This window comes from Dyadobacter diqingensis (assembly GCF_024220585.1).
Lineage (GTDB): Bacteria > Bacteroidota > Bacteroidia > Cytophagales > Spirosomataceae > Dyadobacter > Dyadobacter diqingensis.
Genome location: NZ_JAMXKF010000014.1, coordinates 1 through 25,976, shown reverse-complemented (window position 1 = coordinate 25,976; position 25,976 = coordinate 1). Strand labels below are relative to the sequence as shown.

27 protein-coding genes are annotated in these 25,976 nt (G+C 42.2%); 10 read left to right on the top strand and 17 right to left on the bottom strand.

What is annotated here, in order from left to right:
- The first annotated feature begins 226 nt into the window (after nucleotides 1-226).
- The 7 genes from M1L62_RS27390 (at nucleotide 227) to M1L62_RS27360 (ending at nucleotide 7,705) form a co-directional block, all read left to right on the top strand.
- On the top strand, nucleotides 227-1,585 hold the full coding sequence (locus M1L62_RS27390; RefSeq protein ID WP_254562837.1) for a hypothetical protein: 1,359 nt from the start codon (nucleotides 227-229) through the stop codon (nucleotides 1,583-1,585).
- Between the two features lie 350 nt (nucleotides 1,586-1,935).
- The gene (locus M1L62_RS27385) at nucleotides 1,936-2,523 is read left to right on the top strand and encodes a hypothetical protein (protein WP_254562836.1); all 588 of its coding nucleotides are present in this window, start codon (nucleotides 1,936-1,938) and stop codon (nucleotides 2,521-2,523) included.
- Between the two features lie 331 nt (nucleotides 2,524-2,854).
- The gene (locus M1L62_RS27380; RefSeq protein ID WP_254562835.1) at nucleotides 2,855-3,673 is read left to right on the top strand and encodes a helix-turn-helix domain-containing protein; all 819 of its coding nucleotides are present in this window, start codon (nucleotides 2,855-2,857) and stop codon (nucleotides 3,671-3,673) included.
- Nucleotides 3,674-3,718: 45 nt separating this feature from the next.
- Nucleotides 3,719-4,576: a helix-turn-helix domain-containing protein gene (locus tag M1L62_RS27375; RefSeq protein ID WP_254562834.1), complete on the top strand. Its 858-nt coding sequence runs from the start codon at nucleotides 3,719-3,721 to the stop codon at nucleotides 4,574-4,576.
- A gap of 78 nt (nucleotides 4,577-4,654) precedes the next feature.
- Nucleotides 4,655-5,908 carry an FAD-dependent monooxygenase gene (locus M1L62_RS27370; protein ID WP_254562833.1) on the top strand — a complete coding sequence of 418 codons (1,254 nt, stop codon included), beginning with the start codon at nucleotides 4,655-4,657 and terminating at the stop codon, nucleotides 5,906-5,908.
- Nucleotides 5,909-6,050: 142 nt separating this feature from the next.
- Complete coding sequence (locus tag M1L62_RS27365) at nucleotides 6,051-6,482, top strand: VOC family protein (RefSeq protein WP_254562832.1); 432 nt, start codon at nucleotides 6,051-6,053, stop codon at nucleotides 6,480-6,482.
- A gap of 92 nt (nucleotides 6,483-6,574) precedes the next feature.
- A complete protein-coding gene (locus tag M1L62_RS27360) occupies nucleotides 6,575-7,705 on the top strand; it encodes an FAD-dependent oxidoreductase (RefSeq protein ID WP_254562831.1) in 1,131 nt (376 codons plus the stop codon).
- 45 nt (nucleotides 7,706-7,750) lie between these two features.
- On the opposite strand, the gene M1L62_RS27355 is transcribed toward M1L62_RS27360, so the two are convergent.
- From M1L62_RS27355 to M1L62_RS27345, 3 genes are all read right to left on the bottom strand, one after another.
- A complete protein-coding gene (locus M1L62_RS27355) occupies nucleotides 7,751-8,506 on the bottom strand; it encodes a helix-turn-helix domain-containing protein (RefSeq protein ID WP_254562830.1) in 756 nt (251 codons plus the stop codon).
- 95 nt (nucleotides 8,507-8,601) lie between these two features.
- A complete protein-coding gene (locus M1L62_RS27350; RefSeq protein WP_254562829.1) occupies nucleotides 8,602-9,573 on the bottom strand; it encodes an aldo/keto reductase in 972 nt (323 codons plus the stop codon).
- A 123-nt stretch (nucleotides 9,574-9,696) separates the two neighbouring features.
- Nucleotides 9,697-10,881 (bottom strand): FAD-dependent oxidoreductase, encoded by a 1,185-nt coding sequence (locus M1L62_RS27345; protein WP_254562828.1) that lies wholly within the window; start codon nucleotides 10,879-10,881, stop codon nucleotides 9,697-9,699.
- A gap of 79 nt (nucleotides 10,882-10,960) precedes the next feature.
- On the opposite strand from M1L62_RS27345, the gene M1L62_RS27340 reads away from it, so the two are divergent.
- Nucleotides 10,961-11,914, top strand: a complete 954-nt coding sequence (locus M1L62_RS27340) for a helix-turn-helix domain-containing protein (protein WP_254562827.1) — start codon at nucleotides 10,961-10,963, stop codon at nucleotides 11,912-11,914.
- 7 nt (nucleotides 11,915-11,921) lie between these two features.
- On the opposite strand, the gene M1L62_RS27335 is transcribed toward M1L62_RS27340, so the two are convergent.
- From M1L62_RS27335 to M1L62_RS27320, 4 genes are all read right to left on the bottom strand, one after another.
- Nucleotides 11,922-12,494 carry a dihydrofolate reductase family protein gene (locus M1L62_RS27335; protein WP_254562826.1) on the bottom strand — a complete coding sequence of 191 codons (573 nt, stop codon included), beginning with the start codon at nucleotides 12,492-12,494 and terminating at the stop codon, nucleotides 11,922-11,924.
- Nucleotides 12,495-12,530: 36 nt separating this feature from the next.
- Nucleotides 12,531-13,061, bottom strand: a complete 531-nt coding sequence (locus M1L62_RS27330) for a Riean_0653 family protein (RefSeq protein ID WP_254562825.1) — start codon at nucleotides 13,059-13,061, stop codon at nucleotides 12,531-12,533.
- Nucleotides 13,062-13,395: 334 nt separating this feature from the next.
- Nucleotides 13,396-13,824: a GNAT family N-acetyltransferase gene (locus tag M1L62_RS27325; RefSeq protein ID WP_254562824.1), complete on the bottom strand. Its 429-nt coding sequence runs from the start codon at nucleotides 13,822-13,824 to the stop codon at nucleotides 13,396-13,398.
- 110 nt (nucleotides 13,825-13,934) lie between these two features.
- On the bottom strand, nucleotides 13,935-15,212 hold the full coding sequence (locus M1L62_RS27320; RefSeq protein WP_254562823.1) for a condensation domain-containing protein: 1,278 nt from the start codon (nucleotides 15,210-15,212) through the stop codon (nucleotides 13,935-13,937).
- A gap of 267 nt (nucleotides 15,213-15,479) precedes the next feature.
- On the opposite strand from M1L62_RS27320, the gene M1L62_RS27315 reads away from it, so the two are divergent.
- A complete protein-coding gene (locus tag M1L62_RS27315; protein ID WP_254562822.1) occupies nucleotides 15,480-15,971 on the top strand; it encodes an SRPBCC family protein in 492 nt (163 codons plus the stop codon).
- A gap of 241 nt (nucleotides 15,972-16,212) precedes the next feature.
- Complete coding sequence (locus tag M1L62_RS27310; protein WP_254562821.1) at nucleotides 16,213-17,475, top strand: hypothetical protein; 1,263 nt, start codon at nucleotides 16,213-16,215, stop codon at nucleotides 17,473-17,475.
- Between the two features lie 95 nt (nucleotides 17,476-17,570).
- On the opposite strand, the gene M1L62_RS27305 is transcribed toward M1L62_RS27310, so the two are convergent.
- The 10 genes from M1L62_RS27305 to M1L62_RS29485 all read right to left on the bottom strand — a co-directional run bounded on the left by M1L62_RS27305 (nucleotide 17,571) and on the right by M1L62_RS29485 (nucleotide 25,851).
- Nucleotides 17,571-18,071, bottom strand: coding sequence for a hypothetical protein (locus M1L62_RS27305; protein ID WP_254562820.1), 501 nt, complete (start codon nucleotides 18,069-18,071; stop codon nucleotides 17,571-17,573).
- A 544-nt stretch (nucleotides 18,072-18,615) separates the two neighbouring features.
- Entirely contained in the window at nucleotides 18,616-20,049 is a 1,434-nt protein-coding gene (locus M1L62_RS27300) for a TolC family protein (protein WP_254562819.1), read from the bottom strand.
- Nucleotides 20,036-22,306, bottom strand: a complete 2,271-nt coding sequence (locus M1L62_RS27295) for a peptidase domain-containing ABC transporter (RefSeq protein WP_254562818.1) — start codon at nucleotides 22,304-22,306, stop codon at nucleotides 20,036-20,038. Before M1L62_RS27295 ends, M1L62_RS27300 begins: the two co-directional genes overlap by 14 nt.
- A 39-nt stretch (nucleotides 22,307-22,345) precedes the next feature.
- Nucleotides 22,346-23,536, bottom strand: a complete 1,191-nt coding sequence (locus M1L62_RS27290) for an HlyD family secretion protein (RefSeq protein ID WP_254562817.1) — start codon at nucleotides 23,534-23,536, stop codon at nucleotides 22,346-22,348.
- 313 nt (nucleotides 23,537-23,849) lie between these two features.
- Complete coding sequence (locus tag M1L62_RS27285; RefSeq protein ID WP_254562816.1) at nucleotides 23,850-24,902, bottom strand: hypothetical protein; 1,053 nt, start codon at nucleotides 24,900-24,902, stop codon at nucleotides 23,850-23,852.
- Nucleotides 24,903-25,029: 127 nt separating this feature from the next.
- On the bottom strand, nucleotides 25,030-25,158 hold the full coding sequence (locus tag M1L62_RS29500) for a hypothetical protein (RefSeq protein WP_256527775.1): 129 nt from the start codon (nucleotides 25,156-25,158) through the stop codon (nucleotides 25,030-25,032).
- Nucleotides 25,146-25,331, bottom strand: a complete 186-nt coding sequence (locus M1L62_RS27280; RefSeq protein ID WP_254562815.1) for a hypothetical protein — start codon at nucleotides 25,329-25,331, stop codon at nucleotides 25,146-25,148. The genes M1L62_RS29500 and M1L62_RS27280 overlap by 13 nt, the downstream gene beginning before the upstream one ends.
- A 44-nt stretch (nucleotides 25,332-25,375) precedes the next feature.
- Nucleotides 25,376-25,504, bottom strand: a complete 129-nt coding sequence (locus tag M1L62_RS29495) for a hypothetical protein (protein ID WP_256527781.1) — start codon at nucleotides 25,502-25,504, stop codon at nucleotides 25,376-25,378.
- Nucleotides 25,505-25,549: 45 nt separating this feature from the next.
- Nucleotides 25,550-25,678 (bottom strand): hypothetical protein, encoded by a 129-nt coding sequence (locus M1L62_RS29490; protein ID WP_256527775.1) that lies wholly within the window; start codon nucleotides 25,676-25,678, stop codon nucleotides 25,550-25,552.
- Between the two features lie 44 nt (nucleotides 25,679-25,722).
- The gene (locus M1L62_RS29485) at nucleotides 25,723-25,851 is read right to left on the bottom strand and encodes a hypothetical protein (protein WP_256527781.1); all 129 of its coding nucleotides are present in this window, start codon (nucleotides 25,849-25,851) and stop codon (nucleotides 25,723-25,725) included.
- Between the last annotated feature and the right edge of the window lie 125 nt (nucleotides 25,852-25,976).

The window sequence follows — 25,976 nt, the reverse complement described above, 5'->3', positions numbered from 1 at the left end:
TTATTAGACACGCGGTGAAGGGAAGAAGCAAGCTTTAAAAACGCTCGATAAACAACGTTACGTGACAGGAGACTGCCACGTAACGTTGCTTAAGGGGTACGGGTTTTCTGCCTGTTTGATATGGAGTTTTTTGTGGGTGGGCAGATAAGGGGATTCAAAGAGTTTTTGAGATAGTATCCTTTTAAATTCTATTTTTGTCACTTCCACTTTTAACATACATCTCACCGTGACAGAAGTACCGCTGCCCGAAGAACCCAAGTACACGCGACCAGAAGAAAAACTGCGCGAGCTCACGTCCCAAAGCTGGAATCTTGAACTGGTGATTTCCGGGGCAGCGATGTTTGCTATTCTTCAGTTGCCGGATTTGCTCGATGTAGTTTTCGATTACTTTCGGTTTAATTTGCTAAGCCACACCACAGGTATGCTGGCACTACTCCCGTCACTGGTTTACAGCATGATGAAAGCTTCCTGCTACGTACTGTTCGCGGCATTTCTGACAAACTTTGTGATGCGGGCTTTTTGGGTAGGACTGGTGGGCCTGTTAAGTGTATACCCTACCGGCATCCACTACAACAGAATCCCTTTCGTCTCCAAGTATGCCCAGGAGCAAATGTCGGATGAGTCGGGGTCTCTTCAGAACTATATTATAAGGCTGGATCGCCGATGCAACATTGTCTTTGCTGTATCTTTTCTGTTTGTCTTTTTTCTCATTACCGTCGCCATGGCCTACACGGTGAGTATCATTGGCTATTCTTTTATCCGACCTCTCATTCCGGATGAACATATGTCTGTGGTCAAAGTGTTGGCGCTGCTGCCGGTTATCGGTTATTTTGTAACTGCCATCATGCTCAGTTTGCCTGCTGTGCGGGCTAATCCCCGGGGAGCGCGCCTCCAATATAAGTTCAGCACCCTTTTGCAGCGTCTGTACTGGGGTTTATCCAGACCGTCCAGTTTTATCCTTAACACTTTTTATAGCCATATACCAGCTAAGAAAATGGTGCGGATGACCGGGTTAATGGCCATGCTTTTTATCGTGACTATGACCATAAGCTTTTTAACTGACCTGTCTCGCCAAAATGAACGGATATACACTGTTATTAACAGCCGGCATTTGTTTTCGTCAAGTGTTGACAGCCTTTTTGTAACGGCTGACACTTACGATAACCTGCGTTCAGAGGGGGAATATATAGAAACCGCATCCATTCAGTCCGACGTTATTCGTGAGCCTTTTGTACGTTTGTATGTAGCCTATCCCAAATCCCTTGATATGCTTCTGACCGCAATAAGTAAAGAACCGGTTGGGGACGATAACAAGCCCGTCGCTGAAAAGCGGCGCAATTATGCTACATGGAGCAATGCGCAAATCAATTCATTGATTCAGGTCAGTGTCAATGACTCTGTATACAAGGATGCGGGGTTACTCTTTACGATAAGAGAAAAACCCAGACAACAGGGCTGGCAGACATTGCTGCTTCCAAAAAACCTTAAAACCGGCAGAAATACCCTCAGGATTACTATTCAGCCTCCGAAAGGTGGGGAGCTTGTCGAAATAGCGAACATACCGTTTTGGTATGTTGCAGAATAAGGGTCATGCCTGGATTTACGATTCCAAATGATTTTATCTCAAATCCGGCGTATGATATGTGGCAAAATAAGAAGGGAGTGTTAGAGCATATTTTTGATCAACTATCCTCAGAAATTCGTTTTGTTTTTGGGCATAAATAATTCGATGTCTGACCAGTTTATGATTAATGTGGTATGAATAGCTATTGTCGCAAGAAACGAATTATGGATAAAATTATACTTATCATTATACTTGGATTTCTTTATTCTCAATGTACTCACAAACACGAAATCCTCATAGCCGAGAATCATTATGATTTAGGAGTAATTTATAGACTGGAGTTATATTCAGATTCTGTCTTTCATTTTTCCATGAACCAAGCTCTAAAGAACGACAGTATAACACGTTGTACCGGAAAGTTTTTTCTAAAAAATGATACTGTTATCTTCCCTAGTCCAACTTACCCTATTTTTGGAAGTACGGCAATTGTTAAAAATGGTTTTTTAGAATTTCTTGATTCGACAATGCCGTTCAAGTTACAAATATTAAAACAAGATATAGTCAAAAAAGGGAGGGCTGATTCTTTGAAAGTATCGGATGTTTCGATTTTTACTTATATGCCAAAATTTTATCATAATGTACTTCCTAACGCAATACATTATGATTTAAATAATGAAGATCTTATGGAAATTGACGATCTGGTGAGGCTATGTATTCAGGAAAATAAAGATCGGCTCACAATGGACATGAGCTCTTATGATAAACAGTATGTAGCAGTAATAAATCAGCAAAAGGAAAAAGAGGTTTGGGTGAATTGTGGATGCAAATGGAAATATGATCCGAACGGATATAAATACCGATTGATAGAAGCGGATGACGGTGGAGATTGCTATTTTAATGTCAAAATTAATTTAGATAAACATAAATATTATAGCTTATCGGTAAATGGAGAAGTTTGATTGCGACTCTCTCTGGCTCGTTAAATCTTAAATAACGACCAAAGAAGCATCTATTCAAATTAATGCATTTCTGATTTATCAAAGCGGGTAACTGTAAATTTATTTTGGAGCTATCAGGTTGTCTGGAAGGTTTGAAATGAGTTATTTTAGGGGTTTTTAAAGCACGATGCCGAATCGATTTTGATCGGATATGGTAATCCTGAGAGCTTTTTTGCGTGAAGAATGTATGCCCATAATAAAAGTTGGGTATTCTGAATACAAGGAGCATATTACACCATTAATTTCCTTCATATATCTACAAAATTCAACCCAAATAGGCCATCTTTCAAAAATGCAGCACCAAGAATTTGAACCTCCGAAAGCGCTACAAGATGCCATAAAGTGCTTTTGGTATGACAGGAGAGATTTTGGAGCACAACAATCGAGTTTTGAGGTGGTGCCGGATGGCTACGCTGAAATTATTTTTCATTTCGGAAGCGGTTGTGCGATTTCTGTCAATGGCAACTTGCAGTCTTTACCATCGCCGTTTATGATGGGGCTGCTGAACCAGCCTGCCGTTTTCTACACCAAAAACCGTTTAGAGATTATAGGTATCAGGTGTTTTCCCTGGACTGTGTTCGATTTGCTGGGACTGCCGTCAGGAAAAGGTGGAGTGCGCATATTTGAACATCCTATCGCCCGCCTTCAATCAATCCTCGGTGGCTGTATTCAAGCTGGCAAGATAGAAGAAGCAGTGACGGAGCTAAAAGAGTATTTCCTGAATGCGCAGTCGGGGATTGTTACAAACAGTCTGTTATTCAAAGCCGGAGTTGCTATGAGTGAAGCAAACGGCACCATGCCGGTAAGCCAGGTAGCGGAGGCGGCTCATGCGACGGTCCGTACGTTGGAAAGAAAGTTCAGACAATCCTCCGGTTATACTGTCAAAGACGTGTCCGGTCTGATGCGCTTTGAGTGCGTTCGAAACCAGTTATGGCTTGATCCTGACTCTAATTTTGCCGGCTTGGCGCATGAGTTTGGCTACACGGATCAATCCCATCTTAGCAGGGAGTTTAAGCGTTATAGTGGCACGACGCCAGCGGCATTCGCGCGAAAAGCAAAGCGTGGGAAACAGGTTGCAGGCAATGATTTTGTTGCGTTTGTGCCAGCCTGATGCAAGCGTATTGCAGAATACTTAATATCTTGAACAAAGCCGATAATGACTAAAAATACCAAATCCATACCGGTAAATTATTTTGGTGACGAGCACGATTCGGGTATTTCTATCGAGAAAATATCTGTTAAAGATTTCGGCAGCCCCGGAGATTCAGAGCAGTCACATCGGCACGACCGGCATTCGTTTTTCTTGCTTGAAAGCGGAACGGTTTCTATTGAAATCGATTTTCAACAGTATGAGATTGAACCTCCGTCTGTCATTTATTTGCATCCGAATCAGGTGCATCGTATACTGGCGTTTGAAGATGTGCTGGTGAGTAGTTGGGCAATCAATAACGAAAATCTGAATCCTGAGTATTTAAAATTACTGGAAGAAATTACGCCCGCAAAACCTTTGGGATTAAGCAAAGAAACATTCTCCATTATGTACGAAGCAGTATCACTTTCCATAAAATTTTCTGAGCGAAAAAGTGACAAACTGCATCGTTCATTACTCAAAGATAGCTGCAACGCATTAGTCGCTTTGGTTATTTCACAATATCTTGATCAGTCTAAACGGGTTGAAAAACTTTCAAGATTTGAAATTGTTACCAAAGCTTTCAACGATATTTTGGAACGTGACTTTATCAAAGCGAAACGTCCAACGGAATATGCCGAAAAACTAAATATATCGACACCCTACCTGAACGAGTGTGTTAAAAACACCACCGGTCTTTCCGTTTCACATCACATACAGCAACGGGTAATTTTAGAAGCAAAACGTCTGCTTTTTTATTCCAGTAAATCGGTAAAAGAAATAGCAACGGAGTTGGGTTATGACGATTATCCTTATTTCTCACGACTGTTTACCAAGGTTGCAGGAATGACGGCCTTATCTTTCCGAAACAAAAACCGCGATTAGTCCAATACTTGCTTTGTATTGCTGTTTTTTATCCTGGCTATACGATGGTCCTTTGTACCACCAAATAAATCGTATACCATGGAATTGACAAACGAAAAAAATATCGATCGTACCGTCGGACGGCGTACTGTCGGGCGGCGTACCGCACTGGTTTCCGGTGCTAGCATAGCCGGACTTTCAACCGCTTTTTGGCTGAACAGGCTGGGTTATAAAGTGACCGTTATTGAAATTGCAAATGAACCCCGAACTGCCGGTGCCGCCATTGATTTACGTGGTGATACCGTTGAGATCGCTAAGCGTATGGGAATTTACGAGCAATTAAAATCAGAGCGATTGCACGTGGACCTGATCGAATTTAAGAATGCCGACGATGTTACCGAGGGCTCGGTCCTTCTCAATGAAGAAAACTCAGAAGATACTGACGATGGGATAGAAATTGAACGTGATAAATTTCTGGGGATTATATTTGAAAGGCTGAAAAATGATGTTGAATTTATTTTCAATAACAGCATTACATCGTTAAAAGAGACCGAGGATAATATACAAGTTAAATTTAAAATTGGTCCGCAACGCTCATTTGATCTGGTTTTTGGCTGTGACGGCATACATTCCGTTGTAAGGAAAATCTGGTTTGGTCATGAGGCTGAATACTCATATTTCCTGGAAGCTTACTTTTCTATCACGATTGTTAACAAATTGCTGATCAAACAAAAAACGATGCAAATGTTCAATGTGCCTGACAAGGCTATTACACTGAATGCATATAACGGTAAGACTGACATCATTTTTTGTTTCTACTCAGAAAAAGAAATTCCCTACGATTACCGTGATACTGAACAACAAAGAAAAATTATTTTGGAACAATTTGCCGGACAAAACTGGCGAACCTCTGAACTCCTGAAAGAAGTTCAGGATTCGAAAACTTTTTATTTCGATAAATTCTGTCAGATCAAAATGCCATCGTGGACCAAAGGTCGGGTAGCGTTGGTGGGCGATGCCGGTTATTGCGCTTCGCCTGCTGCGGGAATGGGTGCATCATTGTCCATGAATGGGGCGGCGGCGTTGGCTGATGCTTTGGAAAAACACAACGGAAATTTTAACTTGGCGTTTCAGGATTACAACAAAAATTTACGTCCGTTTATTGAAGAAGTTCAGGCCACAGCCGAATTAAATGTGAGAGAAAATTTTATTCCGAGAACCGAAGAAGCTATCCGGAAAAGAAACACAGAAGGTTTTAGAATTTTTTTTTCAGATCGTCATGAATCGCTTTCGTATTGGCGTAAAATATTAAGAGCATCACACCGGAAGGATGGAGTGGGATCGGACAGATGAAAAAGGTTTAGTGAGAATTTGGGGATTCCAGTCTAATTTAAAAGCTAAGGCTTGCCGGATGAAACACTTATTGACAATAACTTCGCTTGTGAAACTTTTTGCAGGCTGTGATTCTAAAACTAAAAAATAAAGAATAAAGAATATGGACGAGCAAAAAGATCAAACAGGAAACCCGGCTTTACCTGGTGATACAACACCAAAGGTGACAGGAATCGGTGGTATTTTCTTTTCTTCCGACAATCCGAAAGAGATGAAAGAGTGGTACACCAAAAATTTGGGGCTTGAAATCAATGATTGGGGTTCGTCGAGTTTTGAATCCAGAAGTCTTAATAATCCTGATGAAGTAAATTCGCTTCAATGGACGCCTTTCAAAAAGGGCGATGAATATTTTTCGCCATCCAAAAAGGAATTTATGATTAATTACCAGATTCAGAATATTGAGGGACTTGTTGATAAATTAAAAGAAAACGGAGTGACCATACTCGACAGCATCGCGACTTACGACTTCGGAAAATTTGTACATATTATGGATAACGAAGGCAACAAGATTGAACTGTGGGAACCTTCGCGGTAAAATGCCCGGAGCGATTTGATTTTGTCGTGTTTATACAAGCCTGACACAACTGTATTCCTGAATTTTGCATCGTCAACAAACAATGCAAAATCATGTTACTTAAAAATAAAAAAGTTGCCATCATCGGCGCAGGACCCGTAGGGCTGACAATGGCCACACTATTGCAACAAAAAGGAGTGGATGTTACTGTTTACGAACGAGACCAAGACGCATTCACAAGAATATCGGGTGGCACCCTTGACCTGCATAAAGGTTCGGGGCAGGACGCTATGAAAAAAGCGGGGCTGTTGCAGCGATATTATGAAATGGCAGCACCCATGGGAAGAACGGTGGCTGACCAGCAGGGCAAAGTATTGTTTTCTAAAAAGCCTAGCCAGGAAGATCAGTATGATAATCCGGAGATCAACCGGAATGATTTAAGGAAAATACTACTGAACAGCTTAACCGGGGATACGGTTGTTTGGGATAGAAAACTTACAGGACTTCAAACCCATGATGGAAAATGGCTGTTGCATTTTGAAAATGATTTAAATGCAACCGCAGATATTGTCATTGGAGCCAACGGAGGCATGTCTCAGGTAAGAAAAGTAGTGACGGATGCTAAAATCCGGTACACCGGAACGCTGATCTTACAGGGTGAAGTATTGGAGCCGGAGACTAAATGTTCGGATTTCTACGGGTTATGCGGCGACGATATACTAATGACCTCTGGCGATGGCAGTTTATTGGTTGCAAACCCCAGCAATGGCGGGATGTTAACTTATAACGTAATTTTTAAAAAGCCGGAGGGGTGGGGTCAGGAAAATGGATTTAAACCTCAGGATACGCAGAGCCTCATTACATTCTTGTTAAACAGGTTTTCAGATTGGGATGAGTCGTTCAAACAGCTATTCCGCTCAACATCATCTTTTCTTATCTGGCCAACCCGGGAAATTCCGTTAGATCAACCCTGGAAGATCAACCGCCCCTTACCTGTAACGCTCATTGGCGATGCTGCACATATTATGCCACCTTTTGCAGGGCAGGGTGTGAATACCGGGCTGAGGGATGCCCTGATTTTATCGGACAACCTGACTAATGGAAAATTTGAAACCATAACATCTGCGATAAAGGACTATGAAGACAAAATGCTTGTCTATGCGTCAGAAGCTCAACTTGCGACAAGGAAGAACGAAATAGAAATGTGTAAGCCGGGTTTTTCTTTCCTTAGGTTTTATCAATAAGTTAAGCGATGGTTTATAACTTTTTGACCCCAATCTGTTGGTGGCTTAAACAGACCATTCCGTCGGAGCTTTTCCAAATTTTTTCTTAAAAGCGTGCGAAAAATGTGAGAGGCTTTCAAATCCCAGGTCGAGGTAAATGGCAGATGGTTTCCTGTTCTTGCTTTCTATGAGGTGCCGCGCCTCCGTAAGTCTTCTTTCCTGTAACCAATGACGGGGAGCCATTCCGAATATTTTTTGGAAGTCACGTTTAAATCCGGCCAGGCTTCTCCCGGTAAGAATGGCGAATTTTTCGACGGGAACGTTGTAATGGAAATTGCTGAGCATAAATTTTTCCAGATCCATTTTGTAGGGTTCTGAAAAGTCGAATAAAAACTCTTCCAGCCCAGGCATGGAGTAAAGGAGGAGAAGTACCGCCTCCTTTACTTTCAGCATGCCCAGCGAATGGGTGATTTTTTCCTCCGGATTACGGATATAAGGAATCACGGACTGAAAGAAAGCACGCAAAAACTCGTTTGGAGGAATAATAATGTTGGATGGACCCATATATTTTTGACCCATCTCAATTTGCTCTTCCAGAACAATCTGTCTGAGCAGATCTTCTTTCAGACGGATAACAATGGTTTGATATTCATTGTCTTCCAGAGGGATCTTGGTGATTTCTGCCAGTTGGTTTTTTTGTATCAATAACATCTGACCGCGTTCCATAGAAATCTTCTCGCTCGCAGTTTCCATCGAAAAGCGCCCTGAAACCTGCAATACAAGGGTGTTGTGTTCCAGAAATGCCACTTTCTCTTTTCTCATTTTTGAGAGGTAAGAAAAGAAAATCACTCCCGGGATTATTTCAGCTGGATTCGTCATAAAGTAAAGATATCAAAAAGAAGAACTTATGCGAAGCACTAGCGTTGAAGATAGGTGCCGCCAAGAATCGCGCCTTGTGCAAAATGTTTGTCGAGGGTACTCAGCTCATCAGCAGTGAATTGGTGCTGCATCGCCGCTGTATTTTCCGGAAGGCGTGATCTTTTGCTCATGCTGACCAGTGGCATAACATGGTCGCCTTGCGCATTTACCCAGGCAATCGCCAGTTGTGTCGGTGTATATCCTTTTGCTGTCGCCATTTGTTTTAACACATCGACTTTTTCAAGATTCTTTATCAGATTATCTCCCTGAAAGCGCGAGAAGTGATTATGGTAGTCGCCAGCCGGAAGCGGGGCTTTCATCTCGCCGGTGAGTAATCCTTCGGCAGTATTGGCAAATGCCACAACGCCTATACCCAGCTCTTTGGCCGTAGGAAGCAGGTCGTTTTCTATCTGGCGATCGGCCAATGAATAACCGATTTCCAGTGCAGTGACCGGATAAACGTCGTTCGCCTTGCGTAGTTGGTCTGCTGTTATTTCAGAAACTCCCAGATGCCGGACCTTTCCTTCTTTGATCAAATCGGCAATCGTTCCGATCACATCTTCCACCGGAACACTGTTATCGAGTCTGCACGGCTGATAAAGATCAATGGTGTCAATGCCCAGGCGCACCAGAGAATAATTGATGAAGTTTTTGATAGCTATGGGCCTCAGGTCTAGTCCGATCCATTGATTGTTGTAAAAAATGGCCCCGAATTTAACACTGATGAAAGCATCGTCACGCCTGCCTTTAATGGCTTTCCCTACCAGCAGCTCGTTGTGACCGCTGCCATAAAAATCTCCTGTATTCAGAAAATTGATACCGTTGTCCAGCGCCGCCTGAATGGTGGCAATACTTTCATTTTCGTCATTTACCGGGCCACCCCATATCGGCGACATGCGCATACACCCCAACCCGAGTTTGGAAACGAGTGGTCCATTTTTTCCAAGATTTATTTTTGTGATCGTTGTCATCGCTTTAAGTTTTTGTGATTTAACGATACAAAGATGGCTGATGTTCTTCTTCCTGAATTTCCTGTACGGCTCAAATAACTTGTCTGTACGGCTCGGCTTTGTGCTTACAGTTTGATAAGAGTACTAATCGGTTGGCAGCTGTGTTTGGTTTGGCAGTTCATCAAACATTTCTACCATTATTTTTAGTCCGTCTGGCGAGTATGTCCAATTTATGAAATCGGCTGTTACTTTCCCTTCTTCGACAAATCGTGCAAACATTTCTTTTTCATAATGGGTTATTGCTGATTTTAAATCTGCAAATTTTCCACCGGTCAGGCTTTCACTTAATTCCAGGGCATCAAGCATTGCCATATTTACGCCCTCTCCATTGGGAGGCAATAAGTGTGCGGCATCACCAAGCAATGTGATAGTAGGCCGGGCCTCCCAATATTGGTCTTGTGGCATCGCGTATAAGGGCCTTGGAATAAAATGAGTGTTTTCGTGTTCAAACATTTCAAGCCAAATGTTATCCCAGTTGGCATACTCTTTTTTAAACCATTCCGAAACTTGTTTACTATTCTTAAAGTCAATCCCGCTTTCTTTCGCCCAATTAACATCTGCTTTCCAGCTGATATAAAAATCCAGACTATCATCTCCTTTGGCACTTAAAAATATTGCTTTTGAATCACCCATAGCAGAGATTTTTCCACCCTTCAGCAGGTTGTGAAGTTTTGGGGTATTTTTTTCGGAATCAGGAATATTGCCTACCAAATAGGTCGCGCCTGAATAAAGCGGTTTGATTGGCGTAACGACCGGGCGGATTTTGGAATTAGCTCCATCTGCTCCGATTACAATATCGGCAGCAGCGGTATTGCCGTTTTCAAAAATGATCTTCCAGGTGTTGTCAATGTTCTCAAGGGAAACAATATGGCTGTTCCAAATAACGGTGCCCGGTTGCAGCGAATCCAGTAAAATATCTCTTAATGGTCCACGATCAATTTCGGGGCGGAACCATTCGTCGCCAAAGTTGCCGGTTGATTCTTTGCTATGATCGTCATAGAAAATGGTTGCATTTTTATCGACAACACGGTACCGGTCGTTCCCTGGTCTGTAATTCGCTTTGAAGGCATCCATCAAACCTGCTGCCTCAAGTGCCTTTAATCCCGATTCAAAATGCAAGTCAAGTGTTGCACCCTGCACTCTTACATTTCTGTCTTCATCTCTTTCATACACTTTTACATTGGCTCCACTGATTTGTAAAAGCCGGGCAAGTGTCAGTCCGCCCGGTCCGCCACCAATAATCGCTATGTTTTTATCTTCCAGTAACATATCTCTTGTTTTTATACCTGCAAAATTATGGCTACATTTATAATTAAAATAGCTGCAACTATTAATAAAATAGTCGTAAATGAAAATATCTGCGATTGGCCCGGGTATTATGGCAGATTTTACGAAGGCCATAGGTGCAACGATCCAGGGGCGCTTTATTCATATACCGGAAAGCAAAGGGGCGGGTTATATCACCGGGTTTAACTGGGGAAATGATATGCGTATGATGATCCGCAATTATTATCTGAAAGAAGATGTTTTTGTGGAATGGACCAATGAGTCGATGGAAAAACAGGAACATATTGCCTTTCTTTTGAGCGGTATTTTTCCTTCTCTGACAAAGCCCGATGAACAATTATTACCCGAGCAGGCGAATGTGCTGATTTGCAGGCAGCTAGTTTCCTCTATTATTACAATGCCTTCCAATACGGTTTTTGGAAGTGTTACCATTGGCGCGTCACGACAATATTTGCAACAGCTCTTCGGACATATAGATCACCCGGTGGTGGCAAGCGTTTTAGAAGCTGAGGATAATTTTATACTTGAAACCGGTATTTCTTCCCAGATAATTAATATTGCCAGTGAAATGCTGCATCAGTCTGTTCCTGAAAGTATAGAAAGCCATTATTACAAATTGAAATGTGAAGAGCTGCTTTGCCATACGTTTGCTTTGCTGATGCAGCGGGACGCCGTGCCCCTGAGTAAGATGCACATGGACGATATCAAGGCCATTTATGCGATTAAGCTCCGTTTGCAGTCGCATTTGAATGAGGCACCCGATATTGCTTCACTGGCGAAGGAAGCCGGCATGAGCGAACCTAAAATGCGGAAACTGTTTAAGCAAACTTTCGGCAAAGGTGTTTTTGAATATTACCAGTCAATGCGGATGCAGGAAGCAGCGCGATTACTGAGGGAAAAACGATTGACCGTTTCGGAAGTTGGCTATCAGCTCGGATTTACCAATCTGAGTCATTTTTCGAGAGTTTTTGAACAGCATCTGGGCATGAAGCCAAAGAAGTATTCAGCAACGTAGCTGAGACTTATTGATCAACATTGTTTAATTTATAGTGAATTACGGTTACGCCGCATTCGTATGGCGTAGCACTGATCAAAGAAAGTTTTTGTCGCTTGTCGAGCAGGTCAAAAATTCTCATTCCTTTATTGATCATCACGGGATTAACAAAGAAGAAGAATTCGTCAATGTGCCCGCCGGCAATGAGGGAAGACACGAAACCGGCACCTCCGTAAACTAAAATATCCCTGCCGTTTTGATTTTTCAGTGCTGCGATTTCGTCTGCCAGAGTTCCTTTTGCAAGCGAGGTATTTTTGCCGAATGGCTTGTCCAGTGTCCTGGAAAAAATAATTTTCGGAATATTGACCATTTTCTGAGCGAAAGTGATTTTCGTGCTGTCGGATGCAAATTCTTCAAAATGAGGTATGAAGGCTTCTGCCATTTTTCGGCCAAGCAGAAGGGTATCTGAATTGTCGGGCAATTCGTTGATGAGCTGCCAAAGTTTTTCATCTGAGGCCCTTACAACCCAGTCTTCTTCACCATTTGGTCCCGCAACATATCCGTCGATAGATATTTGCACTTGTAATTTTAGCTTTCTCATGGTTGGATTATGCAGAACGTTTGAGCGAAGAACTGGTTAAAGAGTATCCATATCAATGTCAAATCGACCCTCTGTGATTCGTGTAATCTCTTTGTTTACAATAAATTGAGCGTCAAACTCGAAGGTTCCTGACACGATACGATTGATGGTATCCAGGCGTGTGATTACTACTTTGCCCGGGTTTGCCTCCATCGAGTTAAAGAGCCTGAACTGGTTATCATAGTAAATGCCGAAGGGTTCATTGTACCGGTTTGTCAGGATGTTGGATCCGATTTTGCCTGCTGGCAAAGACAACTGAACGCGGTCTTTTGTGTTTGCATTGGTATGAATGAACAGATAAAAAGTGTTTGTGCTTAATTGCCTGAATTCTACCTCTATTGGTTTGGCTGATGGCCCCTGTTCATTAGTAACGCCATTCGCAATCCAAACTTTGCCATTGATTTTGCAACCGAATGTATTGCGACCTTCTGTCGTCGGAGCTGGCAGCGCGTCTTCTTTGGATTTGCAGCTATTTGCGATCAACAATCCCCATGCAACAACGAGCACTGATTTGAGGAAATATTTCATACAACATAAGGTTATCGCTTAAAAATCAGTACAGAAATGGTATTTGGAAAAAGTAAAAAAGCAATTTTAAAGAAAATTAAGAACTGACTCGAAGAGTCCGAAAGGCAATGAGCATCCGTTATCGTTGTTCACAGGGGAAGCTTAATTTGGAAAGCGCTCTAACTTAAAAGCTAGATAGGTGTAAAAGTTACTGTGGGGAAATTATAGGAGCTGATTTGATTTGAAAGTTTCCAGGCAATTTTATGTGTGATTAGGTTTACGGACGGCACTATTCAAGTTATATATAAACGATTATGCAGGGTTTCTCCAAAAGTAATTGATTTAAATCAGGCTTTTACAAATATTTTTTGAAGTAGCCGGCATTGGACTTGTAGCCAAGCGCTTCATAGAAGCTTTTCGCTCCGTAAGTTGCCAGGGAAACAATTACACAGCCTTTTTCTTTACTGGTCTTTTCAAACACGGTCATTAAAGCCGCTCCGATTTTCATTGCTCTGTGGTTAACATCCACTACAATTTCGTCGACATATGCTACCAACCCGCAGGCATAAATGGTGTCGTGGAAATAGCCAGATACGTAACCCACAACGACTTCATTTTTTACAGCAACAACCAGGCAGTGGCGGTCATTATCAATAAATTTAGAGAAGTTGCTTGTTAGATATGATTCTGATACATTTATCGTGTCGCTGAGTTGATTCGCCAGCTGCAAAATTGAGAGGAGATCATCCTGCGTGGCTTGACGAACAAGAACAGATTGGTCCATAAGTTGTTAGATAGTGTATAACCACTTGATTATGTACAGGTGGACTGATAATTTACAATTTAATAAATATCATAATATTTGTGTGTGTTGTATCAGTCGAAAATCATACATTAATTTGGTACAACAACAGGCTCAGCAGCATGAAGCAACATCCTCATCGCATTACTTTTGATGACGAGCGCGTCCTGGTATTTCACGAACTCTTCATCAGAGGAAAATATAAAATCAATTTCTCCTTTAAAAGCGGTAGAAAATAATGTCGAGGGATTGCCGAAAGGGAAAATGGTGCCGGGAGTATACAGGCTTTCGATTGTAAATGTGGAATATGCTTCTTTCAAGGTCACCCTACCCATGTTGGAAAGTGTAAAATCATGTGTCCCGCGGTCAGCTTTGGCATATTTTGTCATTTGCGGCAGGGACGACAAAAGCGACTCGCTGTACATCAGTACTTTGTTTATTTCCATCTTCTCCATTTTCGTCAATAGCTCTTCTTTAAACTGGCGTGCCTGCATCCGGAAATCTATTGATTTGTCGTTTTTGAGATCCAATCCAATCATAGCGGGAAACGCAAATGTCATATCATTTTTGATATCAGGAATGAACTTTCGCATGTCTACCGCGCAGTAAAGCCTGGAATGGGTTTTGATTGTTTCCACACTTTGGTAGGCTTTCAGAAATGCAACGCACAGCGCCGAGTGAATGGTGCTGCCTTCGGATTTGCATTTTTCGAGAAGGGCGGCGGACTCTTCCTTGTTTAATTTCCAGTGTATCAGGTATGGGTTTTCTCTTTTTACCTCCTTTTTCAAGGAAACTACCATCAAGGCCAGTCTGGCCAAACGGGCGATAACCGCTGCCGTTAATCTATTGATCTTATTGTTTTTTATAGTGTCCGGAATAAAATCTGAAATGGAGGAGAATGTGTCATAAGTGCCAATTTCTATATCAGGCTGTTCCAGTAAGCGAAGCGTTTCATCAATAATGTTCAACACGGTTTTTCCATCACAAATACAGTGATGACCAACAAAAATGAGATCAGAAACATGATCGGATTTTAACCAGACAAGCCTGACCAACGGGCCATTTTTACAGTCGAAGGCTGTCAGGCATTCGTTTGTATATTCTTTTTTCCAGTCTTCATCGTTGCCTCTGGGCAGTACGCGAACAGGGATTTTACGGATAAGCTTTTGCGTTACGAAATAGGGGATATTTGTTTCGTCTTCCAGAACATTCGTTTTAAGCATGGGATGTCTGTCCTGAACCTTGGCTAGCGCATGGTGTAAATTTTCTTCACTGATATTTCCCAGTATTTTAACCCCGGCGACCACGTTTACAGGCACGCGCCCACCAGCGTACATGGTTCCCTCAATAAAGGTTAGGCTCCGTCTCACTTTTGAATATTTTGCTATTAATTTGTATTATAAGTGAAAAATTTTGGCTTCTACTTGTTAATTTGGATGTCTGACAGATATTTACCCGGCTTTGGAATGTATCAATTGCCGTAACGGCTGACTCTGTACGGTTTTAATTCCTGAGATCAGGCAACACATGTATTTTGTCCTGATCGCCCCGCCCGAAAGTCCATTTTACCCCCTGATTAAATGATGTTTAGATAATAAATTTGATGGAACGATTTCATAATCAAAAACATATCTAAAATGACAGCGTCAGATTTTACAACAACTATTCTGGTAGACAAAAGCCCAAAGGAGGTATTTAATGCCATCAATCATGTTAGCGGGTGGTGGTCGGAAGAAATTGAGGGCGGTACTACCCAACTCAACGACGAGTTTATTTATCATTACGAAGATGTTCATAAGTGCCGGATGAGGCTGATAGAAGTCATACCTGATAAGAAAGTCGTTTGGTATGTGGTGGAGAACTATTTTAGTTTCACAAAAGATAAAAGTGAATGGCAGGATACAAAAATCATTTTTGAGATTTCTGAGAAAGATAACAAAACGCAAGTCAGCTTTACCCACAAGGGTTTGGTTCCGGAATATGAGTGCTTCGAGATCTGCCAAAATTCATGGACCCAATACCTGCATCAAAGCTTGTTTAACCTGATCACGACTGGCATAGGTCAGCCAAACGGGACGGGCAAGCCAACAACCGCAAATGAGGAAAGGCTTGGATCTGCTCACAGATAGTTATGGGGATATAGGTTTGAAACTATATTTCTAATTGCGATATTTTAAACTTTTAACATTTTGAATTACAGCTTGTTGGGTTGCGCGTGTCGTAATTAAGTTAAACAATTGATCTTTCATACAACCATTTTTACATTTTATGCCTCCTTAGTGCACCCTGTTATTTTATAACAGGGGCAAAAGTGTTTGTATGACATACTGATCTAAACGAAAATGAGACCTTTAATAATGGGCGGATTTAATGAAATATAGAAAGTGTCTGATTTTAGTATTGTCATTAATGCCGCTGCTGATCAACGGGCAGGATACAACAGGAATTGTTTTTTCTCAGGAATTGGACACGCTTGTTAAACAGCGTTTTATTGATCGTTACGAAAATGTTTTTATGACCAAAGTGCCAACCAGGCATATGTTTAAAATAGGATTTTCGCAATATAGCCAAGCCCGTGTTTTTCCATTAAAGGAAGATCATATCTGGAATAATTCATCTCTTCAGCTTGGATATGAATTCAAGTTTTTACCGGCATTTTCAATTGCCCTTTCCGGGCATATGCCTTTTTATGGTACTGATGTTCCCATAAGATATGCCTGGCAAAATACGGTTATGGATGCACAGCTCAGATGGTTCTTCAATATGGTTAATAGAGTCAGGTCCGGAAGGGGTGCCAGTAATTTTAGCGGAAACTATTTGGCAATGAACTATACTTTACCAGGCACCTTGGATTTTACGCCCACCATTGGGTTGAAGCTGGGGTTTCGGCAGCGTTTTCTCAATGCCGGGTTCATGGATTTTTCTATTGCATTGCAGCAGGAAACGCCATTGTTTCATTACGGTTTGCTGTATAACTGGTCGTTTTCCTCCCAGGTAAGTTTTGGACTGGCGTTTGGCGACTGGAAAAAGTCGGGCAGGATACCGCTCTGTGATTTATTGCTTTGTGATGAATATCTCACGGATCAATGGAAAATAAAACTGCCAGAGTTGACCATTGGCGTTTATTTATCCAGGATTAAATTGGGAATGGCTTACGAAAGAAAAATAAAATCATCACCATTTTCACTCAATGTTCAATTTGATGTCGGATTAAATAACGGGTATAATTATATGAGATTTGAACATCGTAAGCCCGGTGGCTTTAACGGCAAGTATCGTAATGCACGTTCCAGAGAAATAAACGCGGCCTTTTCCATCCAGCCAAGATATTATTTCCTCCAAAAGAGGCAACAGTTAAGAGGAAAGGCCGGCAACGGATTCTCAGGAATATACACGGGGGTAAATACTGAATATAACCTATATCTTGGTAAACATAATTATCTCCAAAGTCGGGAGATGTTCAAAATGAATGATCATATTTTTAGAGCCGGACCGCTTTTGGGTTTTCAGCAAAGATTGTTCAGTCATGGATATGTGGATTTTAATACTTCCTATAATTTTCAGGGGTATGCAAATTCTACTGAAACGTCTTTTAAGATTAAAGGAAACCTTACGATCGGGTTTGCGTTTTGACATACTAATATTTGATCAGGAAGGACAATTAAAAAGCCGCCAACACCGATGTTTGTCGATGTTGGCGGCCAACTAATAAGTACGCTTCTTAACGATTATGCAAAAAAGCCAGGTTTCTGCAAATAGCCAGGCTGCCAGCTTGAATCTCTGCGGCGTAAAGCGCGGGAGATGGTAAGCACCTCATTCAGACGGTTACGTTGGTCGCTGATTGGATCCTGGCTGTGGAAATATTGTCCGATAATTTCCCACTCAAATAAATCTGTTTTGGCATCATAAATCCCTACGGGAATACGATTGCCGTCGGTCATCAGGATACCTAACGCAGATTGCGCTTCTGCCTGAGAAGAACAGCCAACGTGGTGATATTGTCCATTGATCGTGTACAAAACCGAATAGCGATTCTCTGATACTTCCTGATTTTTATTTTTTGACAGCTTTGGCGCATTTGTATCTGATGTACTTTTTCCAAAAGGTAATGCACGTCGTGATAAAGCCGTTAATGCATCTGAATACTTGTCAGCATATGCTGAAACAAAATGCTGGAAAGAGCTTCTGAGGTCCGCTAACGGACTTGTATATTTTTGTATTTGTGCCATAATTTTTTCTGTTTGATGAATAAGTATTTTCAGAAAATGAAGGAATTTGTTGTTTCAGGGGCCGGTGATTGTTGGTTGAGTTAAATTGTTATAGTACAATTATGTCTCGTATTCGTCGGGTTGATCTGTTCCTGTTTTTTGTTATTTTCTGATAATGTTCTTATTGGTTTTATTCTTTAAATAGTTATGTTAGTTCGGTAAATTTTAAATTTTAATTTAGGTTATGTAGTTACCTCTTTATTTATAAACGTCGATTGTATTTCAATAGTTTAGTTAATTATTAAAAAATATTAAAAATCTTTAAATCCTTAGTGTTGTTATTTAAATAGTACTATTTATGGTCAAATTTTGTGCTATTTTTAATTCGGCTTATTGGTGAAAATGTAAATGTGATTAGCCATTACGATGAGTAGGGTATAATGAAATAGTCATATAGTAATATTCCCGGGCAGACAAAGATGACCAGCCTGGTGTCGCCTTTGTCTGCCCGGGAACTTGTCTGTGCAGCGTGTAAAATGATGTGATGTTCTCTGTCTTGTAGGTATTACTTCGTCAAACCAGTTGCATAAAATTCCAGCACTTTTTTTCGGACGGTATACTCGTATTTTGTTTGGACCAGGCTTGCTTTTACACGATCAAGATTTGTTTTCGCCATCGTATATTCTAGTAGGTCTGTAACCCCGTTTGCCAGTTTTACTTCTGAAACATGTAAAGCCTTGTCGAGCACGTATACCTGTTTTTCGAGTGTTTTATATCTTTCGGCAGCGTTTTGCAGGGTAACAAATGCCTGTTCGGTCTGTTGTCTCAGTTGCTGCTCAATCTGCAATTGCTGATTTGAAACCATCATTTTTTGAATTTTGGCCTCCTGGATTTTATACGAAGATTGCGTCGCGTTAAAAATCGGGATTCTGACAGAAAGGTTAACCGAAAATGCCCTGTTAAGTCCCAGTTGATTAAAGTATCCGATATTGCGTTGTTCTACCGACTGGCTTACCGACGTCGCCTGATACGTTTTTCCATCCACATTTACGAAGGCATTAATTGGTGTTTCTGTAAAACTGTCGCTGATAAAGGCTCTTTTGGCAGCCGAAGAAAAAGCGGTTCCGAAAGAACTGCTCAGGGACAATGTCGGATGCTTTAATCCTCTGGCGATATCCAGTCCTTTCTCGGCAGACTGCATACGGATTTTTATCGCTTTTACTTCCGGCAACAATGTCAATGAAGTCTGATAAATGTCCTGCCAGGTTCCGTCGGTTAAGGTTACAGTATTCACTTCCATGGGATCCAACTGATATTCTGCCTGATCAATTCGTCGGTTCAATAACTGGCTTAACGTCATGCGGGCGATCTTGATATCATTTTTGGCATTGGTGATCTGAATTTCGTCGTTCGCCAGTTGGGCCTGCAAATTGTACAAAGCAGATTCGGGAACAACCAGCAGTTTCACCTGTTTTGTTATTCTGTCCAATTGCAGCTGGGTTGATTCAGCCTGTTTCAACGCAACATTGAGCAATTCCTGCGACATGAGCACCTGCATGTAAGCCTGCAGGGTATTCAGAGTAATGTTATTTTTCGAAGATTGCACATCCAGCTGGCTCGCCGACAAATTAAGCGCGGCCTGCTCCTGCGTATTCTTGCGTTGATACCCATTGAAGATCAGCCAGTCGGCGCGGATACCGAGGCTGTTGGTCCCGATCTGATTGTTGGTGATCGAGTTGGTATAAGGGTCAATACTTCTTCCCAGAGAATAACCGGGGTTGAAAACCCCCGTTACGGCAGGCAAAAGGTCGCGTTTGCTTTGTTGATGTGCATTGATCGTGGATTGCAGGCCCAATTCAGACTCTTTGATTTTAAGGTTTTGCGCAATCGCTATTTCAATACATTCCGACAAAGACAATTCGTCCTGCGCTACGGCCGGGCCAGCTAGCAAAACCGCCAGCATGGCCCGGAATATTGTTTTATTTTTAGAAAGAAGCATGGCCGGAAACGTTGTTGGTGATGGATGAATCAAGGGGCATCGTTGTGCCGTTTGCACTTACCTGCATCAAACTGGCAGGATCCAGAGGATCTGGCTGAGGGCTCACCAGATATTGCGAGGCCCACAACCGGTAGTAGGCATTGTGATTCGCCAGCAGTGTTTGGTGATTGCCTTCCTCAATCAGTTTTCCCTCTTCGATCACCATAATTTTATCAGCGTTCATGATCGTACTCAGTCTGTGCGCAATGATGATAATGGTTTTTCCGGCGTTTCGCAGCTTTTCGATGGTATGCTGCACGGCTCTTTCTGAGAGTGAATCGAGCGAAGAAGTGGCTTCGTCAAGAATAATAATTTGCGGGTTTCTGTACAGCGCACGGGCTATGGCCAGCCTCTGCTTCTGACCGCCAGACAAACTTGCTCCGTTTTCACCCAGATACGTGTGAAATCCGTTAGGCAGTTTTTCTATAAATTCGGCGATACCGAGCAAATGGCATATTCCTACCACACGCTGCATATCAGGCTGATATTCTCCAACGGCTATGTTATCAATAACATTTCCTGCAAACAGATCAACCTGTTGCGGCACCACACTTACCAGCTGCCGCAGGCTTTCATTGCTGATGTGTTTGATATCATAGTCTCCGATGTGAATGGATCCGTTTTGCAGCGGATACATATTTTGCAGTAAGGACAGGAGCGTAGATTTTCCCGATCCGCTTTCCCCGACGACCGCGGTCACCTTTCCCTTGGGAATGGTCAGGCTGAGATTTTCAAAAACCTGTACCCTTGAACCGTAGCGGAACGACATCTGGCGAAAGGTTATATCGCCGATCATCTGCGGTGTCAGTTCAATTTTATTTTCAGTGGCCTCCCGTTCAAGATCCATGATTTCAAAAAGGCGGTCAGCGGCGATTAATGCATCCTGGATCACTTTGTTGGCTCCGATCAGGTTGCTGGCTGGTGTGGTGAAATAGCCTATGAGCGCATAAAACGATAACAATTCACCCGGCGTTAAGGTATTGTCCAAAACGAAACCTGAGCCTACCCAAAGTAAAATAATTGTGAAGAGCCTTGAAATAAGTTCAGATCCGTTACTTGCCCAGATGGACACTGAAGCCGACGTGAAAATACTTTTTAGCACTTTTACAAACCGTGTCTCGGTTTTCACGTTCGCAAACGATTCAAGGCCAAATCTTTTGATCGTTCCCATGGCATTAAGTGATTCCACCAGTTGGGATTCAAGATCGGCCGAATTCTCCATGAGTGTTCGTTGCCCTGTTTTATTAATCCGGTTTACGATGTAATAAATGAGGGCATAAAACGGAATAACCGCCAGCATAATCATGGCCAGTTTCCAGTCGTACGAGAACATCATACCAAAAGAAAACAGGACAATAAAAAGGTTCACCACCAGCGACAAGGCTGTATCATTGATAAAAGCACGGATTTTGACGGCGTCGTTTATACGTGAGATAATCTCGCCGACACGCATGGTGTCAAAAAATTGCTGAGGTAACCTGAGCAGGTGTTTGTAATAACCCAGAATCAATCTGGCATCTATTTGCTGACCGGTTTTCAGAGCAAATACGCTTTTCATGGATCCTATAAAAAGCTGTAATCCCAGGATCAGGACCATGCCCACACTGAGCAGATTCAGCAGGTTTCGGTTCCCTTCAACCAGAACATTGTCAACGATTTTCTGAACGTAAATGGATGTGGATAAGCCCAGTACGGTGTACATAATCGCTCCGAAAAGCGCCTGGGTCATAACCGAACGGTGAGGTTTGATCAGGTTCCAGAAGCGACTGGTTATGGATTGTTTGTTGTTTCCTGTTTCGAATTGCTCGTCCGGGAGCAAGATGACCAGAACACCGGTCCATATCTTTTTGAATTCTTCCAGCGTATGTTTTTCCAACTTCCCGACAGCGGGATCCATCACGGAAACGTGTGTTTCGGTAACGTCATAAATCACAACAAAGTGGTGGAGCACTTCTTTGATGATCACGTGGGCAATAGCGGGTTTTGGTATTTTGGACAGACTGTCAAAATTGCCTCTCACCCCTTTTGCCTGAAAACCAAGCTTTTGGGCCGCTTCAATCATTCCCAAAACATTGGTGCCTTTTTTATCCGTAGATGCCAGCTGACGTATACGGGCGATAGGCATCATCAATTTGTAATGGGCAGAAATCGATGCCAGGCAGGCAGCTCCGCAGTCGGTAACGTCGTGCTGCTTAATACATATTTTTTTATTAAACATGACTGAATTTTTTAATGATGGAAATGAGGACTTTTGGAGTTACCTGACTGCGACTTTATCTGCACTTGCAGGCATATTTTTTGGGTTTAACCAGTCGTCTGCCTTATCGTAGAGCAAGTCAAACAAGCTGCGCTCGGTTATTACAAAATGTGCGCGCAGGGTCATTCCTTTTTTCAGATAACCTTTGATGCCTTGTTTGAGCGACAAGCTGTTTTTGCTCAGCAGGCATTTAACGATAAAAAACGACTGCTGCTGGTCGGTGATGGTTATGTCATTGGAAATACTCGTGATCGTACCTTCGGCCATTCCCCACTGGTTATAGTTATAGGCATCAACCTGCATTCTGGATTTCATACCGGGGCGGAGCAGACCTATATCCTTGGGTGAAATGTAACACTCCACAAGTAAATTCGAGTCGGGAGAAATGACGCCGAGTACTTCGCCGGCCTGGACATAACTGCCGGCATATTTCCCGGTCAACTGGCCGAAACTTCCGGCCACAGGCGCCTTTATGGTAGACTGCTCCTTTTCTTTCATGAGCTGCTGTTCCTGAGCCTGAAGTTCATCCAGTGCCATGCGATACTGAGATAGTGCCGTTTGCCAGTCGCTTATCTGGCGTTCGATTAAGGAACGATACTGCGCCTGCGCGGTATTGGATGCAAATTCTTTGTCTTCCAATTCCTGTTGTGCTATGACTTTTTCAGCAAATAGCTTTTGGTTGACATCCAGTTCACGTTTTCTCTTGCGTTGGGTTTCCGCAAGTTCGGCCTGCTGGAAAATATATTGCTCGTATTGCTGACGGTATAGCGAAGATTTAAGACCGGAAATATTACGGTCTGCGGTGCGGGCAGAAACAAGTAATACGAGGTCGTTGATGTAGAGCTTTTTTTCTGTCTGTTGAGCTCTTACCAACCGAAGTTTACTATCTGTAATATCGGTTTGCAGCTGAAAAAGAGGCTGACCTGCCGTTACCGGCTGATTTTCATGGACAAACACTTTTGAAATCGTACCACCGAGCAAGGGACGAAGCTCATTACGTTCAGCCTTGGACCTTACAATACCGGAGCTTTGTACCGACACCTCCGTTCGGATAAACGGGAGGGAAACCAGTGCTGCCAGGGCTGCAAGCACGACGGCAATGTAAATGATCTGTCCTTTGACAGAAACCTGGGGAAGATAAGCCTCGGTAGTATTTTCGATTACCTCGGCGGGATGTAGTTGCTCGCTCATTGTTCCGATGTTTTGACTTGATTTTAAATTCTATGTCAAAGTTCGGATAGATAGCCTGGGGGCTCAACAACAGGGAGTTTTACTTTATAACCAAAGTGAATATGCCGTTGTTAAAGGTATGATGGCTGAAAACGGTCAGTACTTTTTTTCCGGATGACCCGTCAAAAAATTATGAGAAAGCACTGTACGCATCACCCGGGGAACTTAAATATCAGCTCGGGCAGTAAGTAAAGCATCACGAATGGCGGAAGCCATCCGTGACACTGCCCATAACCCTTGAACGGCAGCTTTCGCCAAAATCACATGCCAATAGTTACTTTATAATTTTTTCTATTTGAGCCAGTATCTCGTTGTTACGGGCAGATCTTTTCGCGGATTTTTCTTTATCGTTACGGTCGCAGATCAGCACCTTGATATTCTCAGCGATGATTTCATCCGGACCTAAAATATAGTCTGTGTTACTACCAATTTGCTCGTTGAAATTTTTGAAAGTAGCGGAGTCGACCTTTTTGTTTATAACGGATGTGTTGTTCTCCTCCGTTTTGATTGTGTAGAAGCTGTTATCCACATAGTCAAACAAAACAGAGAATATACCGATGAAACCTCTTATTCCGTCATACTTATCGTATTTGCTGGTGAGTAACATCACCACCGGCTGGGTGGTATTGTCCTTCATCGTAATGTCAATTTTGTAATTCTGATGATAAAAATCGGGATTCGTTACCCTTATTTTTTCAACCGAATCCGGAATTTCCAGAGTATCCAGCCTCGAAAATCCTATTACTTTATATAATTCTTCGCGTTTGGGCGTATTGTAGCGTGTGTAAATGTGACAGTACTCATGAACAAGCGTTTGCTCGACCTTCGCCCTTCTTGCTTTAATGGATAAAAATTCCAGTTCCTGCTTAGGGATCACAATGGCTTTTTGATTGGTGTAATAAGCATTAAATTCTTCCTTTCCGGTTGTTTTTACGAGGAACAGCGTGTCCAGCATCAGCGAGCCGGAAACGTCACGTATTTTGGCCTGTGCGTTTTCCAAAATAGAGGTGATCTTCTCAATGTCGTTTTCTCCCCAGTTTAAGCATTGCGCTTTGAGGTATTGCTTGTATTCTGTAAGGTTACTTTCTTTGGTTCCTGTTGTCAAATCTTTTTCCAGCCGCAATGAAGCATCGATGAAAGGAGACCAGTTGTGAAAAAACGGACTGTCCGATAGATAGTTATAACCGTTATCCTTGTTTAAAAAGATAATAGTCTGATGTTTCGTTTTCACCGTCAGATCATTGGATACTTCTTTTCCGGAAGCTCCCCTGAAGATGAAAAAACAACTTATTGCGGCTATAAATAATCCAAGAAGAATCAGTTTCATTTTTTTTTGTCAGTTTAATCTCCAATGTAAGATATGCCATAATCACGGGTTTGAGGCTCCGTGTTATGATTTGGCGTAAATAAAAGAGGACAGGTGACCGGATGATCGCCTGTCCTGATGTTGCGTATTAGTTGTGAGAAGAACCGAATTCGATCGCGCCCCAAAGCAATGATACGTACCATCCGCCGTCAACGTTTGCCAATTCAGCAGCGTTCAATTCAACCAGTTCCGTGTTTTTGTCGTTTACGATTTCCATTGTAGTGTTTGTTTAGAAGTTTGAAAAAAGATGTCTTTGAGAAAATAGTTGTGAGAAGAACCGAATTCGATTGCGCCCCACAGCAGAGATACGTACCATCCGCCGTCAACGTTTGCCAATTCAGCAGCGTTCAATTCAACCAGTTCCGTGTTTTTGTCGTTTACGATTTCCATTGTAGTGTTTGTTTAGAAGTTTGAAAAAAGATGTCTTTGAGAAATTAGTTGTGAGAAGAACCGAATTCGATTGCGCCCCAAAGCAGAGATACGTACCATCCGCCGTCAACGTTTGCCAATTCAGCAGCGTTCAATTCAACCAATTCCGTGTTTTTGTCGTTTACGTTTTCCATTGTAGTGTTTGTTTAGAAGTTTGAAAAAAGATGTCTTAGAGAAAATTAGTTGTGAGAAGAACCGAATTCGATTGCGCCCCAAAGCAGAGATACATACCATCCGCCGTCAACGTTTGCCAATTCAGCAGCGTTCAATTCAACCAGTTCCGTGTTTTTGTCGTTTACGATTTCCATTGTAGTGTTTGTTTAGAAGTTTGAAAAAAGATGTCTTAGAGAAATTAGTTGTGAGAAGAACCGAATTCGATTGCGCCCCAAAGCAGAGATACGTACCATCCGCCGTCAACGTTTGCCAATTCAGCAGCGTTCAATTCAACCAATTCCGTGTTTTTGTCGTTTACGTTTTCCATTGTAGTGTTTGTTTAGAAGTTTGAAAAAAGATGTCTTAGAGAAAATTAGTTGTGAGAAGAACCGAATTCGATTGCGCCCCAAAGCAGAGATACATACCATCCGCCGTCAACGTTTGCCAATTCAG

Bases quoted from the DNA above. Each gene is read 5' to 3' on its own strand.
- M1L62_RS27385 (WP_254562836.1), top strand. From the start codon at position 1,936: ATGAACCAAGCTCTAAAGAACGACAGTATAACACGTTGTACCGGAAAG.
- M1L62_RS27380 (WP_254562835.1), top strand. From the start codon at position 2,855: ATGCAGCACCAAGAATTTGAACCTCCGAAAGCGCTACAAGATGCCATA.
- M1L62_RS27375 (WP_254562834.1), top strand. From the start codon at position 3,719: ATGACTAAAAATACCAAATCCATACCGGTAAATTATTTTGGTGACGAG.
- M1L62_RS27370 (WP_254562833.1), top strand. From the start codon at position 4,655: ATGGAATTGACAAACGAAAAAAATATCGATCGTACCGTCGGACGGCGT.
- M1L62_RS27365 (WP_254562832.1), top strand. From the start codon at position 6,051: ATGGACGAGCAAAAAGATCAAACAGGAAACCCGGCTTTACCTGGTGAT.
- M1L62_RS27360 (WP_254562831.1), top strand. From the start codon at position 6,575: ATGTTACTTAAAAATAAAAAAGTTGCCATCATCGGCGCAGGACCCGTA.
- M1L62_RS27355 (WP_254562830.1), bottom strand. From the start codon at position 8,506: ATGAGAAAAGAGAAAGTGGCATTTCTGGAACACAACACCCTTGTATTG.
- M1L62_RS27350 (WP_254562829.1), bottom strand. From the start codon at position 9,573: ATGACAACGATCACAAAAATAAATCTTGGAAAAAATGGACCACTCGTT.
- M1L62_RS27345 (WP_254562828.1), bottom strand. From the start codon at position 10,881: ATGTTACTGGAAGATAAAAACATAGCGATTATTGGTGGCGGACCGGGC.
- M1L62_RS27340 (WP_254562827.1), top strand. From the start codon at position 10,961: ATGAAAATATCTGCGATTGGCCCGGGTATTATGGCAGATTTTACGAAG.
- M1L62_RS27335 (WP_254562826.1), bottom strand. From the start codon at position 12,494: ATGAGAAAGCTAAAATTACAAGTGCAAATATCTATCGACGGATATGTT.
- M1L62_RS27330 (WP_254562825.1), bottom strand. From the start codon at position 13,061: ATGAAATATTTCCTCAAATCAGTGCTCGTTGTTGCATGGGGATTGTTG.
- M1L62_RS27325 (WP_254562824.1), bottom strand. From the start codon at position 13,824: ATGGACCAATCTGTTCTTGTTCGTCAAGCCACGCAGGATGATCTCCTC.
- M1L62_RS27315 (WP_254562822.1), top strand. From the start codon at position 15,480: ATGACAGCGTCAGATTTTACAACAACTATTCTGGTAGACAAAAGCCCA.
- M1L62_RS27310 (WP_254562821.1), top strand. From the start codon at position 16,213: ATGAAATATAGAAAGTGTCTGATTTTAGTATTGTCATTAATGCCGCTG.
- M1L62_RS27305 (WP_254562820.1), bottom strand. From the start codon at position 18,071: ATGGCACAAATACAAAAATATACAAGTCCGTTAGCGGACCTCAGAAGC.
- M1L62_RS27300 (WP_254562819.1), bottom strand. From the start codon at position 20,049: ATGCTTCTTTCTAAAAATAAAACAATATTCCGGGCCATGCTGGCGGTT.
- M1L62_RS27295 (WP_254562818.1), bottom strand. From the start codon at position 22,306: ATGTTTAATAAAAAAATATGTATTAAGCAGCACGACGTTACCGACTGC.
- M1L62_RS27290 (WP_254562817.1), bottom strand. From the start codon at position 23,536: ATGAGCGAGCAACTACATCCCGCCGAGGTAATCGAAAATACTACCGAG.
- M1L62_RS27285 (WP_254562816.1), bottom strand. From the start codon at position 24,902: ATGAAACTGATTCTTCTTGGATTATTTATAGCCGCAATAAGTTGTTTT.
- M1L62_RS29500 (WP_256527775.1), bottom strand. From the start codon at position 25,158: ATGGAAATCGTAAACGACAAAAACACGGAACTGGTTGAATTGAACGCT.
- M1L62_RS27280 (WP_254562815.1), bottom strand. From the start codon at position 25,331: ATGGAAATCGTAAACGACAAAAACACGGAACTGGTTGAATTGAACGCT.
- M1L62_RS29495 (WP_256527781.1), bottom strand. From the start codon at position 25,504: ATGGAAAACGTAAACGACAAAAACACGGAATTGGTTGAATTGAACGCT.
- M1L62_RS29490 (WP_256527775.1), bottom strand. From the start codon at position 25,678: ATGGAAATCGTAAACGACAAAAACACGGAACTGGTTGAATTGAACGCT.
- M1L62_RS29485 (WP_256527781.1), bottom strand. From the start codon at position 25,851: ATGGAAAACGTAAACGACAAAAACACGGAATTGGTTGAATTGAACGCT.